The sequence below is a fragment of the Ensifer sp. CCNWLY38 genome (assembly GCF_037120565.1).
GTDB classification, from domain to species: domain Bacteria; phylum Pseudomonadota; class Alphaproteobacteria; order Rhizobiales; family Rhizobiaceae; genus Ensifer; species Ensifer adhaerens_H.
Genome location: NZ_JBBBBO010000004.1, coordinates 268,976 through 283,819 on the forward strand (window position 1 = coordinate 268,976; position 14,844 = coordinate 283,819).

The 14,844-nt window shown below is 64.7% G+C and carries 14 protein-coding genes; all 14 read left to right on the forward strand.

The window, feature by feature from the left end; all coding sequences use genetic code 11:
* Window positions 1–167: 167 nt before the first annotated feature.
* The 14 genes from V7S54_RS10895 (at window position 168) to V7S54_RS10960 (ending at window position 14,815) form a co-directional block, all read left to right on the forward strand.
* On the forward strand, window positions 168–1,091 hold the full coding sequence (locus V7S54_RS10895; RefSeq protein WP_065377464.1) for a carbohydrate ABC transporter permease: 924 nt from the start codon (window positions 168–170) through the stop codon (window positions 1,089–1,091).
* Between the two features lie 11 nt (window positions 1,092–1,102).
* On the forward strand, window positions 1,103–1,960 hold the full coding sequence (locus V7S54_RS10900) for a carbohydrate ABC transporter permease (protein WP_057253349.1): 858 nt from the start codon (window positions 1,103–1,105) through the stop codon (window positions 1,958–1,960).
* A gap of 3 nt (window positions 1,961–1,963) precedes the next feature.
* Window positions 1,964–3,082: an ABC transporter ATP-binding protein gene (locus tag V7S54_RS10905; RefSeq protein WP_336408368.1), complete on the forward strand. Its 1,119-nt coding sequence runs from the start codon at window positions 1,964–1,966 to the stop codon at window positions 3,080–3,082.
* Window positions 3,079–4,203, forward strand: a complete 1,125-nt coding sequence (locus tag V7S54_RS10910; protein WP_336408367.1) for an ABC transporter ATP-binding protein — start codon at window positions 3,079–3,081, stop codon at window positions 4,201–4,203. The genes V7S54_RS10905 and V7S54_RS10910 overlap by 4 nt, the downstream gene beginning before the upstream one ends.
* The gene (locus V7S54_RS10915) at window positions 4,203–5,780 is read left to right on the forward strand and encodes an FGGY-family carbohydrate kinase (RefSeq protein WP_065377461.1); all 1,578 of its coding nucleotides are present in this window, start codon (window positions 4,203–4,205) and stop codon (window positions 5,778–5,780) included. Before V7S54_RS10910 ends, V7S54_RS10915 begins: the two co-directional genes overlap by 1 nt.
* Window positions 5,777–6,814, forward strand: coding sequence for a 2-hydroxyacid dehydrogenase (locus V7S54_RS10920; RefSeq protein ID WP_065377460.1), 1,038 nt, complete (start codon window positions 5,777–5,779; stop codon window positions 6,812–6,814). The genes V7S54_RS10915 and V7S54_RS10920 overlap by 4 nt, the downstream gene beginning before the upstream one ends.
* A gap of 10 nt (window positions 6,815–6,824) precedes the next feature.
* Window positions 6,825–7,487 carry a class II aldolase/adducin family protein gene (locus V7S54_RS10925; RefSeq protein ID WP_065377459.1) on the forward strand — a complete coding sequence of 221 codons (663 nt, stop codon included), beginning with the start codon at window positions 6,825–6,827 and terminating at the stop codon, window positions 7,485–7,487.
* A 12-nt stretch (window positions 7,488–7,499) separates the two neighbouring features.
* On the forward strand, window positions 7,500–9,035 hold the full coding sequence (locus tag V7S54_RS10930; protein ID WP_336408366.1) for a glycerol-3-phosphate dehydrogenase: 1,536 nt from the start codon (window positions 7,500–7,502) through the stop codon (window positions 9,033–9,035).
* An 11-nt stretch (window positions 9,036–9,046) separates the two neighbouring features.
* Window positions 9,047–10,099: a class II aldolase/adducin family protein gene (locus V7S54_RS10935; protein WP_065375026.1), complete on the forward strand. Its 1,053-nt coding sequence runs from the start codon at window positions 9,047–9,049 to the stop codon at window positions 10,097–10,099.
* Window positions 10,096–11,376, forward strand: a complete 1,281-nt coding sequence (locus tag V7S54_RS10940; protein WP_065375025.1) for an FGGY-family carbohydrate kinase — start codon at window positions 10,096–10,098, stop codon at window positions 11,374–11,376. The genes V7S54_RS10935 and V7S54_RS10940 overlap by 4 nt, the downstream gene beginning before the upstream one ends.
* Window positions 11,373–12,218, forward strand: a complete 846-nt coding sequence (locus tag V7S54_RS10945) for a TIGR01459 family HAD-type hydrolase (protein ID WP_065375024.1) — start codon at window positions 11,373–11,375, stop codon at window positions 12,216–12,218. The genes V7S54_RS10940 and V7S54_RS10945 overlap by 4 nt, the downstream gene beginning before the upstream one ends.
* Before the next feature lie 14 nt (window positions 12,219–12,232).
* A complete protein-coding gene (locus tag V7S54_RS10950; protein WP_065375023.1) occupies window positions 12,233–13,171 on the forward strand; it encodes a sugar phosphate isomerase/epimerase family protein in 939 nt (312 codons plus the stop codon).
* Between the two features lie 100 nt (window positions 13,172–13,271).
* On the forward strand, window positions 13,272–14,051 hold the full coding sequence (locus tag V7S54_RS10955; RefSeq protein ID WP_065375047.1) for a DeoR/GlpR family DNA-binding transcription regulator: 780 nt from the start codon (window positions 13,272–13,274) through the stop codon (window positions 14,049–14,051).
* Entirely contained in the window at window positions 14,048–14,815 is a 768-nt protein-coding gene (locus V7S54_RS10960; protein ID WP_065375022.1) for a triose-phosphate isomerase, read from the forward strand. The genes V7S54_RS10955 and V7S54_RS10960 overlap by 4 nt, the downstream gene beginning before the upstream one ends.
* Window positions 14,816–14,844 lie beyond the last annotated feature (29 nt).

Sequence of the window (14,844 nt, forward strand, 5' to 3'; positions counted from 1 at the left end):
TGCCCGGCGCTGCGGCGCCGGGCATCCCGAGATGCCGGTTGAGCCGGCCTGTTGCGACCGGTTTGAGGTTGCACCGAAATCAACCCGAGATGCCGAGGGACTGGCGCGGCGCCTATAGGCTCCCGCGTGCCGCGTGCTCTTTAAAGACTTCAGGAACGGAGCTCGACATGGCTTCAACAGAAACCCTCCGCAGACCGGCCTCCGGTTTCAGGATCAGCAGGAAGATGCTTCCCTATGTGCTGAGCCTGCCGGCCCTGCTTGTGTGCATCGGCATCCTCATCCCGTTCTTCACGGCGGTGATCTATTCCTTCCAGCGCTACCGGCTGAGCCAGCCCTGGGCACGCCAGTTCAACTGGGGCGAAAATTATCTCAACTTCGTCACCGACCCGGCCTTCTGGAACACGCTCAAGGTGTCGCTGCTTTATGCCGGTATCACCGTGACGCTGGAACTCCTGCTCGGTCTCGGCATTGCGCTGCTCCTGCAGCGCCGCTCGACGGTCAACAACTTCATCTCGATCATGCTGCTTCTGCCGCTGATGATCGCGCCGGCGCTCGCCGCCTTGATGTGGAAGCTGATGACCAATCCGAGCTTCGGCATCCTCAGCTACCTCGCAAGCCAGATCGGCCTGCATGATTTCCGCTGGGCGTCGTCGCCGGACACCGCGCTTCTGACCGTCGTGCTCGTCGATATCTGGGTCTATACGCCCTTCATCATGATCCTGCTTCTGGCGGGCCTGCGCTCGCTGCCGACGCAGCCCTTCGAGGCGGCCGCACTCGACGGCGTGCCGCGCAGCTTCGTCTTCTTCCGCATCACGCTGCCGATGCTGACGCCCTATATCCTGACGGCGACGCTCTTCCGGCTGCTCGACAGCATCCAGCAGTTCGACATCATCTACGCGATGACGCAAGGCGGGCCCGGCAACACGCTCACCGTCTTCCAGGTCGAGGCCTATCTCAACTTCTTCCAGTCGACCAATGTCGGCCGTTCGGCGGCGCTGCTGATCATCCTGTGGGCGATCACCTACACGCTCTCCAACGTCTTCATCAAGAACTGGCTGCGGCTGCGCGAACGCGCTCGCGGCGAAGCTTAAAGGAGGGACCAATGGAAACCATGTCTCCGCTCGAACGGGTCTTGCGCGGTCTCGCCCTCACGCTCGTCGTCGTCTTCTTCATGTTCCCGATTTTCTGGATCTTCCTGATGTCGTTCCAGACGAACGAGACGATCCTCGCCATCCCGCCGTCGATCGTGTTCTCGCCGACACTGTCGAACTACGCGGCGCTGATAACAGGCAAGCTGCAGACGGCGGCCGGTACGCTCGACATTGCCTTCATGCGCAATCTCGGCAACTCGATCTTCCTGTCGGTCGCCTCCGTTGCCGTAGCCCTCGTGCTCGGCGTACCCGCGGCCTATGCGTTTGCCCGCCACAAGTTCAAGGGATCGGAAGACATCGCGTTCACGCTGCTGTCCTTCCGCTTCGCACCGCCGCTGCTCGTGCTCTTGCCGCTGACGCAGTATTTCCAGTGGCTCGGCCTCTCCAACACCTATTTCGGGCTGATCTGGGTCTACCAGCTCATCTGCCTGCCACTCATCCTCTGGATCGTGCGCGGCTACTTCGAGGATATCTCGGCCGACGTCGAATATGCCTATCGCATCGCAGGCCATTCCTGGTTTGCGACCTTCCGCAAGATTGCCCTGCCGCTTGCGGGCCCCGGCATCGCCGCCGCCGGCCTGCTTGCCTTCATCTTCGCCTGGAACAACTTCGTCTTCGCGCTGGTGCTGGCATCCGCCGACAAGCAGCCGGTGACCGTCGGGGCGCTTGCCTTCGTCACGTCCTCGGGCATCCAGTACGGGCAGATAGCGGCCGCCATCGTGCTCTCGGTCACGCCGACGCTCGCACTGGCACTCTACGCCCAGCGCTACCTTGTCGAAGGCCTGTCGCTCGGCGCGGTGAAAGGGTAACTCATGACCACGCTGCAACTGAAGAATATCGTCAAGCGCTACAAGAGCCAGACGGTTCTCGACGACCTGACGCTCGACGTCGCCGATGGCGAGCGGCTGGTGCTCTTCGGCCCCTCCGGCGCCGGCAAGACGGTGCTGCTCCGGCTGGTGGCCGGGGTCATCGAGCCCGACGAGGGCCGGGTGCTGATCGGTGGCGAGGACATGACCGACGTCGATGCCGAGCATCGCGGCGTCGGCATGGCCTTCCAGAACTTCGCGCTCTTCCCGCACATGAGCGCCTTCGACAACATCGCAAGCCCGCTGACCGCGACAAGGTCGTCGAAGGAGAAGATCGCTGCCGGCGTGCAGAAGGTCGCGAAACTCTTGAAGATCGACCATGTGCTGAGCCATCATCCGAAGGCGCTTTCGAACGGCCAGAAGCAGCGAACGGCACTTGCCCGTGCACTCGTCGGTTCGCCGCCGCTGCTTCTGCTCGACGATCCCTTGCGCAACGTCGATGCGAAACTGCGCTTCGAGATGCGGCTTGAACTGCCGCGGCTGCTGGCGGCGCAAGGCGCCACCGTCGTCTATGTCACCCAGGACTACAAGGAAGCGATGGCGCTCGGCGACCGCATCGCCGTCATGGCCGCCGGCCGTATCCGCCAGATCGGCACGCCGCAGGAAATCTACAATGCGCCGGCCGATATCGAGATCGCGCGGCTCTTCGGCGATCCCACCATCAACCTGCTCGACGTGGTGCCGCAGCGCAGCGGCGAGGGCGTGTTCGTCGAGCTCTCCAATGTCCGGGTACGCCTTGCCGATTATGATGCCGATGTCGCGGGTAAGGAATGCGTCCTCGGCCTGCGTCCGGAGGCGATCAGCTTTGCCGACGCCGGAGCGCCCGGCGCCATCCCCGTGACGGTGGAGGCGGAGACGCCGCTCAACGAAAAGACCGTGACGCTGGCACTGACCGCCCGCGGCCGCGAAATCCTGGTGTCGCGTCCGGCCGGTACGCCTGGTCCGGTCGCCGGCCCGGCCCATATTGCCGTCAATGGCACCCAGGCCTTCCTCTTCGACAAGACGAGCGGCGCCCTGCTGCCGCGCGCCGACCTCGCAGCCAAGCGCAATGGAGAAGCGGCATGACCGACACCGCTCTTTTGATCAAGGACGTCGACAAGTTCTACGGCCCTGTCGATTACGGCGTGCACGCCGTGAAGAAGCTGAACATGGATGTTCAGAAGGGTGAGATCATCGCGCTGCTCGGCTCGTCCGGCTGCGGCAAGACCTCGACACTCCGCATGATCGCCGGCTTCGAGGCGGTGTCGCGCGGCACGATCTCGCTTGCCGGCCGGCCGGTACAGACCCTGCCGCCGGTGCGCCGCAACGTCGCCATGGCATTCGAGGGCTATTCGCTCTACCCGCCGCTGACGGTGCGCGAGAACATCGCCTTCGCGCTGAAGGCGTCGAAGCTTTCGCAAGGCGTCGTCGACGAGAAGGTCGCTGGTATCGCCAAGCTCTTGGAAATCGAGGACATCCTCGGGCGCTACCCGAGCTCGATCTCCGGCGGCCAGCAGCAGCGCGCCTCGCTTGGGCGCGCGCTCATCCGAGACGCCAACCTGCATCTGCTCGACGAGCCGATGGGACAACTCGAGCCGCAGCTTCGCGCGCTGCTTCGCGGCCGCATCAAGCACTACATCAAGGAGCGGGGGCTGACGGCGATCCTCGTCACCCACGATCAGACCGAGGCCAACGCGCTGGCCGACCGCATCGCCGTCATGGAAGGCGGGGTGCTGCAGCAGTTCGACACCCCGCAGAAGATCAAGGAGCGGCCGGCCAATCTCTTCACCGGCACCTTCGTCGGCGAGCCGCCGATGAACGTCTTCGAGGCCAGCGTTTCGGGATCGGAGAGCAAAGTTGCCTTCGGCCTCAAGGATGGCGTGCGGCTCGAATATCCAGCCTCGGACTTCTCGCATGCGGTGCGTGATGCGCTGGTTCAGCGGCAGAAGGTGGTGCTCGGCATCCGGCCCTATTCGGTGCGCCGCAGCGCCGACGGCGTCACCGGCCGCGTGGCCGTCAACCAATGGCTGGGTGACCAGACCCATATCGCCGCGGATTTTGCCGGCGGCACCATGGTGCTAGTCGAGCACGACCGGACGGAGCTTGATGTCGGCCAGCCGATCGGCATCCATCTCGACCCGTCGAGCCTTCATGTCTTCGACGGCGAAAGCGGCCGGGCGATCAGCCATGGACAGGAGCTCGCCTGATGCGGGACATCCTCATCGGCATAGATGCGGGTACGTCGGTCATCAAATCGGTGGCCTTCGACCTGCGCGGTCGGCAGATCGCCATGGCGGCCCTGCCAAACGCCTATGAGGCCGTGGGTCGCGCCGGCAGCGTGCAGGATCTCGACCGCACCTGGGCCGACGCGGCCGCGACACTCAAGCAGCTCTCCGACAAGATCGAAAACCTCGCCGGCCGCGTTGCCGCGATCGCGGTGACCGGTCAGGGGGACGGCACCTGGATGATCGACAGGGCGGGCGCGCCTGTCAGCAAGGGCTGGCTCTGGCTCGATGCGCGCGCCGGCGAGACGGTGGAGCGCCTGCGCGCCGACAGCGGCGATATCGCCCGCTTTCAAAGCACCGGCGTGGGGCTCGCCGCCTGCCAGCAGGGCCCGCAGCTTCGCTGGATGCGCGACCATGCGCCTGAGATGTTGAACGGCGTCGCCACCACCTTCCATTGCAAGGACTGGCTCTATTTCAGGCTGACCGGCAAGCGGGCGACCGATCCGTCTGAGGCCAATTTCAGCTTCGGCAACTTCCGCACCCGGACCTACAGCGACGACGTCATCGCTTTCCTCGGCCTCGAAAAACTCAAGCATGTGCTGCCGGAAATCGTCGACGGCGCCTCGACCCATCACCCGCTCTCGGCGGAAGCGGCGAAGGCCACGGGCCTCACCGAAGGCACGCCTGTTGTGCTCGGCTACGTTGATGTCGTCTGCACCGCGCTTGGCGCCGGTCTCTATGATCCCGGCACCGATACCGGCTGCTCGATCATCGGTTCGACCGGCATGCATATGCGACTGGCCAACGGTGCCGACGATGTGCGCCTCAACCGCGATTTGACCGGCTACACCATGTGCATGCCGATCTCAGGCACCTATGCGCAGATGCAGTCGAACATGGCAGCGACGCTCAATATCGACTGGATCCTGTCGGTGGCGTCAGGCCTGCTCAAGGGCATGGGCGTCGAGAAATCGAAGAACGAACTGCTTTCCCATGTCGACGGCTGGCTTGCCGACGCCAGGGACACGCCGCTGATCTTCCAGCCCTATATTTCCGAGGCGGGCGAGCGTGGGCCGTTCGTCGATGCCTCGGCGCGTGCGTCCTTTGTCGGGCTCTCGATCACCCACGGCTTTCCCGACATGGTGAAGGCGGTCTTCGACGGGCTCGCCATGGCGGCGCGCGATTGCTACGCCGAAATGGGGCCGCTGCCGGCGCGCATCCGGCTGACGGGTGGTGCTGCCCGCAGCGCCTCGCTCCGCCGCATCCTCGGAGCGGCGCTCGGCGCCAGCGTGCAGACGAGCGAACGGGAAGAGGCGGGTGCGGCGGGTGCTGCCATGATCGCCGCCGTCTCGCTCGGCATCTATCCCTCGATGGCCGATTGCCTCGGCGATTGGGTCACCCCCTACCAACGACCGGCGGAAGCCGCCGATCCGGCCCTGGCCCGCCGTTATGACGAACTCTTCCCCGCCTACCAGCAGTCGCGAACAGCGCTCAGACCCGTCTGGCACGCACTCTCCCAAGGTGCTGACGCCGGAAACCAACAGGAAAGACCGAAATGAAGAAGATAGCCATTATCGGCGACCGGTTCATGCTGCCGGACGTCTTCCGCGACAAGATCGTCGAGGCGACCGGCAACGGCCATGACATCCGCACGCTCGAACTGCCCTGGCCCGATGTGCCGATGGAACACGGCTATGCCGTCGAAGGCATGGACGGGCTGAAGGAATACCTCGGCAAGCCTGAGGACATCGTCGGCTTCATCGGCGACGCGGAAATCCTGGTGACGCAGCTGGCGCCGCTGTCTCGGGGGATGCTGGCGGCTCTCCCCGGTCTTAAGCTCGTCGCGGTCTCTCGCGGCGGCCCTGTCAATATCGACATGGGAGCGGCGCGGGATGCCGGCGTTCGCGTCGTCAACACGCCCGGCCGCAATGCAAGCGCCGTTGCCGAATTTACGCTCGGCGCGATCCTCGCCGAGACGCGGCTGATCCGCACCGGTCACGAGGCCTTGCGCAGGGGCGAATGGCGCGGCGATCTCTACCGCGCCGACCGAACCGGCCGCGAACTCTCCGAAATGACCGTCGGCGTGATCGGTTACGGCAACATCGGCACGAAGGTCGTGCGTCTGCTGCGCGCCTTCGGCACCAAGGTGCTGGTGCACGACCCCTATGTGCAGCTTTCGGCGGACGACCTCAATGCCGGCGTCGAGCAGGTCTCGCTCGACGATCTTCTCTCCCGTTCCGACCTCGTGACGCTGCATCCACGCGTCACGGAGGAGACGCGCAACATGATGAACGCCGAGACCTTCGCCAAGATGAAGCCGGGCGCGATCTTCGTGAACACGGCGCGTGGCCCGCTCTGCGACTACGACGCGCTCTATGAAAACCTGCTGAGCGGCCATCTCTCGGCGGCGATGCTGGAGACCTTCGCCGTGGAGCCGGTGCCGGAGGATTGGCCGCTGCTGCAACTCCCCAATGTGACGCTGACGCCGCATATCGCCGGCGCCTCGGTGCGCACCGTCACCTTTGCCGCCGAAATGGCGGCGGAGGAAGTCCGCCGCTATATCGCCGGCCTGCCGCCGGTTCATCCCTGCTGAGGTGACAGTTATGAGCGAACACGAACTCCGGCAGTCGATCGTCGACCATTGCCGCCACATGAACGCCATCGGGCTCAACCAGGGCACCTCGGGCAACATCAGCGTGCGCCATGGTGACACCATGCTGGTGACGCCATCGGGCATTCCCTATGCCGAGATGACGGCCGAGATGATCGTCGCCATGCCGATCGAGGGCGAATACGGCAGCTGGTCGGGCCCGAAGAAGCCTTCGGTCGAATGGCCGTTCCACCTGGATATCCTGCGTGCCCGGCCGGAAGTCGGCGCCGTCGTCCACACCCATGCGATGTATTCGACCATTCTGGCGATTGCCCGCAAGCCGATCCCGGCCTGCCACTACATGATCGCGGCCTTCGGCGGCAGTAATGTGCGGGTTGCCGACTACGAGCGCTACGGCACCAAGGCGCTCTCCGACAGCGTTCTGCGCGCACTCGAAGGCCGCAGCGCCTGCCTGATGGCGAACCACGGCATGATCGCGACCGGCGCGAGCCTGGAGAAGGCGATGTGGGCGGCGGTCGAGCTCGAGACGATCGCCAAGCAATATTACCACACGCTGCTGATCGGCGGTCCGGTGGTGCTGTCGGAGGCCGAGATATCAGGCGTGATCGAGGGCTTCTCCACCTATGGCCTGCAGGACAAGACGAAGGCGGCGTGAGGCGTGGCGGCGATGGCGACAGGAGTAAGGGCGGTGGGTACCGAGACCGGAGTGTATGATCTGTTCATCGTCGGTGGCGGCGTCAATGGCGCGGGCATCGCCCGCGACGCCGCCGGGCGGGGGCTCTCAGTGTTGCTGTGCGAGAAGGACGATCTGGCGCAAGGGACGAGCTCGCGCTCGGGCAAGTTGGTGCATGGCGGCTTGCGCTATCTCGAATATTACGAGTTCCGCCTGGTGCGCGAGGCGTTGATCGAGCGCGAGGTGCTGCTTCAATCCGCACCGCACATCATCTGGCCGATGCGTTTCGTGCTGCCGCATAACCCTGAGGATCGGCCGGCCTGGCTCGTGCGCCTCGGGCTGTTCCTCTACGACCATCTCGGCGGACGCAAACGGCTGCCGGGGACGCGGAGCCTCAATCTTTCGACCGCGCCGGAGGGCGCGCCGATCAAGCGCGAATACCGCAAAGCCTTCGAATATTCCGACTGTTGGGTAGACGACGCCCGCCTCGTCGTCCTGAACGCGCTCGATGCCCGTTCCCGTGGCGCCCGGGTGCTGACGCGCACCGCCTGCAGCGCGATCCGCCGGCGCGATGGCCTGTGGCATATCGAAATGACCGATACGCGCACCGGCGCCAAGACCGAGGCGAGGGCGCGCTCGGTCGTCAACACCGCCGGCCCCTGGGTCAACGACGTCATCGGCCGGATCGGCGGGATGAACTCCAGCCGCAGCGTGCGCCTGGTCAAAGGCAGCCACATCGTCGTGCCGAAGTTTTGGGAGGGGCGGCAGGCCTATCTCGTCCAGAACCCGGACAAGCGGGTGATCTTCATCAACCCCTATCAGAACGACCTGGCGCTGATCGGCACGACGGATATCCCCTATGAGGGCCGGCCGGAGGACGTATCTGCCGACGGCAACGAGATCAGCTATCTGCTGAAGTCGGTGAACCGCTACTTCAAGCAACAACTGACCTCTGACGATATCGTCTACAGCTTCTCCGGCGTGCGCCCGCTCTATGACGACAATGCCGAAAACCCCTCCGCCGTCACCCGCGACTATATTTTCGAGGTCGATGCGGCCGATGGCCAGGCGCCGCTGCTCTCGGTGTTCGGCGGCAAGATCACCACGTTCCGCAAGCTTTCCGAACATGCATTGGAACGGCTGAAGCCCTTCCTCCCCAAGATGGGACCGGCCTGGACGGCACGCGCCCATCTGCCGGGCGGCGACATGGCGGATGCCGATTTCGAGCAGTTCCTGGGTGATCTCAAGGCGCGCTACCGCTGGCTGCCCGCCGATCTCGCCAAGCATTATGCGCGGCTCTATGGCACCAGGACGCATGCGCTGCTTGCCGGTGCCACGTCGCTCGAGGATCTCGGGCCGGCCTTTGGTTCGCTCCTTCGCGAGCGTGAGGCGCGTTTCCTCATCGACAACGAATGGGCGCTGACGGCGGAGGACATTCTCGACCGCCGCACCAAACACGGCCTGCACATGACGCCGGCCGAACGGCAGGCCTTCACCCATTGGCTTGAGCGTCAGCAGGCGGCGGCCTGAAGGAGACCGAGATGCGAAGTCTGGAATTCGAAGCGCTTCTCGACCTTTCGGCCCGCGTCGGGGCAGACCCGCTGCTGGTGCAGGGGGCGGGTGGCAACACCTCTATCAAGGAGGGTGGCACGCTCTGGATCAAGGCATCGGGGCTCTGGCTGGCGCATGCGCGCCAGCGCGACGTCATGGTGCCGGTGGCGCTCGACCCCTTGCTCGACGCGCTGGAGCGGAACGATCCGGCGACCGAGAAGGCCCAGGATTTCGTGATTGCCGAGCGCAACCCCTCGGGCCTGCGCCCTTCGATCGAAACGACGGTGCATGCGCTGATGCCGCAAAGAGTGGTCGTGCATGTGCACTGCGTCGAGACGATCGCGACGGCGGTGCAGACGAACGGTGCAGCGATCGCCGCCGAGCGGCTCGCCGGTATTCCGCATGTCTTTGTGCCCTATGCCCGGCCGGGCCTGCCGCTTGCCCGGGCGATCGCCGAACGGGTGCAGGACAACACGTCGGTGCTGGTCCTCGGCAATCACGGCCTCGTCGTCGCTGCCGAGAGCGTTGCGGGTACGGCAATCCTTTTGACCGACGTCACGCGCCGCCTGACCGGGCAAAGGCGGCAGGCGCCGACGGCTGATCTCGCGTCGTTGTCGCGGCTTGCAGTCGATAGCGGGTATCGGTTGCCGGAAGATGCTTGCCTGCATGCGGTCGCGGCAGACCTCGACAGTTGCCGGCTTGCGGCCGGCGGCAGCCTCTATCCCGATCATGTGATCTTCCTCGGCAAAGGCGTCGTAGTAGCCGCTCCCGGCGAGACTGCCTTGTCGATCGAGGAGAAGCGGCGCGCAGCCGGCGAGAGCCTGCCGCCGTTGCTGCTCTTCCCCGGCAAGGGCGTGCTGGTGCAGAAGGAGATGTCCGCCGGTGCCTTCGCCATGGCGCGGTGCCTTGCCGACGTGACGGCGCGCATTCCGGCGGATGCACGCCTGCGCTACCTGACCGAGGCTGAGAACGCCGAGCTTCTTGGCTGGGACGCAGAAAAATACCGCCAGCAGCTCAACCGCGCAGGGCAGGTGCTGCAATGAGCGGCGACAGGCTCGTTATCGGCATCGATATCGGCACCTCGGGCGCGCGTGCTGTCGCCATGGCTGCGGATGGTGTCGTCGTCGCAACGGGTGCGGCGAAGCTCTCGTCCTTTTCCGGGGATCATCGCGATCCCATCGGCTGGTGGAAGGCGGTGCAGGCGGCGCTCGGCGAAACGCTCGGAAGCATCGACCGCCAAAAGGTCTTAGCGCTTGCGATCGACGGCACCTCGGGCACGATGCTGCCGGTCGATCAAAGCGGTGCGCCGCTGGCGACGCCGATGATGTACAACGATCCGGTTGCCGACCGGGCTATTCTCGACGCGGTTTCTGCGCATGCGCCGCGGGAGAGTGCCGCCCATGGTGCCACATCCGGCCTCGCCAAGCTTCTCGCCTTCCAGTCGGTGCCGGGTGTCTTCCGGGTGATCCATCAGGCGGATTGGCTCGCGGGGCATTTCACCGGGCTTTACGATGTCTCCGACGAAAACAACGCGCTGAAGACCGGCTACGATCCGGTATCGCGATCCTGGCCGGGCTGGATGGAAAAGACCGGAGCGCGCGTCGATCTGCTGCCGGATGTGCTGCCGGCCGGAGCGCCGATCGCAACCATCAGTCCCGTGGCTGCCGAAGCCTTCGGGCTTTCAGGTGAGGTGGTGGTCGTTGCCGGCACCACGGACGGGTGCGCCTCGTTTCTCGCCACCGGCGCCGATCAGCCGGGCGACGGCGTCAGCGCGCTCGGCACGACACTGACGGTGAAGATGTTTTCCGACCGCCCGCTGTTTGCTCCGGAATACGGGCTCTACAGCCATCGTATCGGCGAGATGTGGCTGGCCGGCGGGGCATCCAATACCGGCGGGGTGGTGCTCACCGCGCATTTCTCGCCGGAACGGATCGCCGCACTTTCTGGGGAGATCAACCCGGCTGTCGATACCAGGCTCGACTATTATCCACTCGTCAAACCCGGCGAGCGTTTTCCGGTCGCCGATCCGGATTTTCTGCCGCGCATGAGCCCACGGCCCTCCGACGATGCGACCTTTCTGAAGGCGATCTTCGAAGGCATCGCCGGGGTCGAGAACCTTGCCTATCAGCGGCTGACATCGCTTGGCGGGCCGGGCTTGCGTTCGATCCGCAGCGTCGGCGGCGGCGCAAAGAATGCGGCCTGGACCGCGATCCGCACGCGCAAGCTCGGCGTGCCATTCCTGCCTGTGTTTTCCGAGGAGGCGGCGGCCGGCACGGCGCGGCTTGCCCTTGCCGGCGCCAGAGAGGCAGGTGTGCTGTGACGGGTATTCAAACCATCGACGGGCTGAGCGCCATCGTCGATCGCTACGATGCCTTCCTGATCGACCAGTTCGGCGTGCTCAGAGACGGGCGCGGTCCCTATCCGGGGGCGGCCGAAACGCTGGTGCAGCTGAAGGATGCCGGAAAACGCATCATCATTCTCTCCAACTCGGGAAAACGCTCGGCGGAGAACGACCGTCGCCTTGTCGATCTGGGCTTCGTTGCCGGCAGCTGGGACTGGTTCCTGACCTCGGGCGAGGTCGCCTGGCAGATCCTGAAACGGGAAGGTGAAGGTGTAAGCGGCGGGGCGCGCAAATGCCTGCTCGTCAGCCGTGATGATGATCTCTCGCCAATGACGGGCCTCGATCTCGAGCGCGCCGAAAACGGCGCGGATGCCGATATCGTGCTTCTGGCCGGGAGCGAGGGCGACGTCTATCCGCTCTCTCACTATGAGGCGTTGCTGGCGCCGGCGGCTGCGCGCGGCGTTCCCTGCCTCTGCACCAATCCCGACAAGGTAATGTTGACGAAGACCGGAAATGCCTTCGCCGCTGGGCGTATCGCCGAGCTTTACGAGGAACTCGGCGGCCACGTGCGCTGGATCGGCAAGCCCTTCGCCGACATCTACGCCTTCGCGCTTGATTTCCTCGGTCATCCCGATCCGGCACGGGTCTGCGCCATCGGCGACAGCATCGAGCACGACATTGCGGGTGCGGCGAATGCCGGGCTTCATTCCGCGTTGGTGACGACCGGGATCCTGGAGAAGGCCTCGGGCGAAGAGCGCCGCAAGCTCTTTGCCGAACACGGCGCCAGCCCCGATTTCATCCTTCCGAAATTTCTCTGGTAGCCAGGAGTAAGGTCGTGGCCTTCACGCTGTCGCTCAACACCAATCCGCTGGTCAACCGCTTCGCCGAGCCTGACGACCTGATCGACACGATCGCCGAGAAGATCCGCATCGGCTACGTGCAACTCACCCATGAGTTCGTCAATCCCGGCTGGCCGGCGGCAACGATCGCGAAGACCCTCAGGCAGTTCCGGCGGGCGCTTGACCGCACCGGCGTGAAGATCACCTCGGGCATGACCGGCCCCTATGGCCGGCTCAACCATTTCGGCCATCCGGATCCGGACGTCAGGCGCTATTATGTCGACTGGTTCAAGACCTTTGCCGATATCTCCGCCGAGCTCGGTGCTTCCGGCATGGGCACGCAGTTCGCGATCTTCACACTGAAAGACTACGACGATCCCGCGCGCCGCAAGGAGATGATGCGGGTCGCCATCGATTGCTGGCGCGAGGTGGCCGAGCACGGCAAGGCGGCGGGACTTTCTTATGTCTTCTGGGAGCCGATGTCGGTCGGCCGCGAGTTCGGCCACACGATCGCCGCATGCCGGGCGCTCGACCGACGGCTGGCCGAGGCCGATCTCCCGATCCCGATGAAGATGATGGTCGATATCGACCATGGCGACGTCACCTCGGACAATCCTGACGATATCGACCCCTATGCCTGGGCTGGCGCCTTTCCCGAGCGCTCGCCGATCATCCACATCAAGCAGTCGTCGATGAACAAGGGCGGCCATTGGCCCTTTACCGCTGCCTACAACCGGGACGGCCGCATCACGCCGGAGAAGCTGATCGGCGCTGTCAAAGCGGGGGGCGGTACCGACAACGAGATCTGCCTGGAGCTTTCCTTCCGCGAGCGCGAGCCGACCGATCACACCGTCGTGGAAATGATCCGGGAGTCCGTCGAATTCTGGGAACCTTACATCGACACCGGTTTCAATCACACACAGAAATCACATTAAAACATCACAAAATCACATAGAGGAAATTGAAATATAACAAATAGCTGTTATCTTCTCACTGTGAGCGCGGCCACGGCTGCGCGCGAACGGAGCCGAGATGATGAAGCCGGAAGACAGGCGACAGGCGATCATGGATGTGCTGATGGAGGCCGGAGCGGCGTCCGTCGAGGATCTGTCCTTGCGCTTCGGCGTCAGCAAGATGACGGTGCATCGCGATCTCGACGACCTCGAGCAGGCGGGGCTATTGCGCAAGGTGCATGGCGGCGCCTCGATCCAGTCGAGTCCGCAATTCGAGAGCGATTTCCGCTACCGCGAGAAGATCGCCACCGCCGAGAAACGCCGCATCGCCGAACATGCCGCCTCCTTGATCGAGCCGGGGCAGAGCATCCTGATCGACGACAGCTCGACCACGGGCGCGATCGCCGACTGTATCCGCGACATTCGCCCGCTGACCGTCATCACCAACAATCTCGGCGTGATCACCAGCCTCTCAGGCGCGCCGGGCATCAACGTGATCGCGCTCGGCGGTCAATATAGCAAGAAGTTCAACGGCTTCTTCGGCATCGTCACCGACGAGGCGCTGCGGTCGCTGCGCGTCGACATCGCCTTTCTCTCCAGCTCTGCGATCGAAGGGACCACCGCCTTTCATCAGGACCAGGAGGTGGTGCAAGCCAAGCGCCTGATGGTGAAGGCGGCCAAGCGCAAATACCTGCTGGTGGACCACGACAAATTCGGGCGCTCGGCGCTCCATTTCCTGACCGGGCTCGATGCCTTCGACGCGGTGCTGACCGGCGCCGAGGTGGCTGCGGAGCATGCCGCGCCGCTCGAGGACGCCGGCATCCGGCTGGTCAGGGTCGATAATCGCAAGGAGAAAGCATGAAGAAGTCCGGGCTCTGGGTCGGCACCAGCTGGAAGATGAACAAGACGCTGGCCGAAGCGATGGCCTTCGCCGACGGTCTGGTTGCGGCCGACGCGATGCGCGATGAACGCGTCCAGCGCTTCGTCATTCCGCCATTCACGGCGGTGCGGCAGGTCAAGGAGCGGCTGGCCGCAACCAGCGTGAAGGTCGGTGCGCAGAACATGCACTGGGACGATGCCGGCGCCTGGACCGGTGAAGTCTCGCCGCTGATGCTGAGGGATTGCAATCTCGACGTGGTCGAGCTTGGCCACAGCGAACGGCGCGAGCATTTTGGCGAAACCGACCGCACCGTCGGCCTGAAGACGGCGGCCGCCGTGCGCCACGGCCTGGTGCCTTTGGTCTGCATCGGCGAGACGCTGGCCGAGCGCGAAGCGGGCGAAGCGGACACGGTGCTGAAGCGACAGGTCGAAGGCGCGTTGGCGCTCGTTGACGGCGACGCCAAGCAGGCGACCATCCTGCTTGCCTACGAGCCGGTCTGGGCGATCGGCGTCAACGGCATTCCGGCGACATCAGACTATGCCGACGAGCGCCACAAGCGCATCGCTGACGTCGCCGAAGCGGCGCTCGGCAAGCGCGTACCGGTGCTCTACGGCGGCAGCGTCAATCCCGGCAATTGCGAAGAGCTGATCGCTCAGCCGCATATCGACGGCCTCTTCATCGGCCGCTCCGCCTGGGACGTCGCCGGCTATCTCGACATTCTGCAGCGCGTCGTAAAGGCGATCTGAGCCTTCGGCCGCGCCAGCTCTTTAGGAAA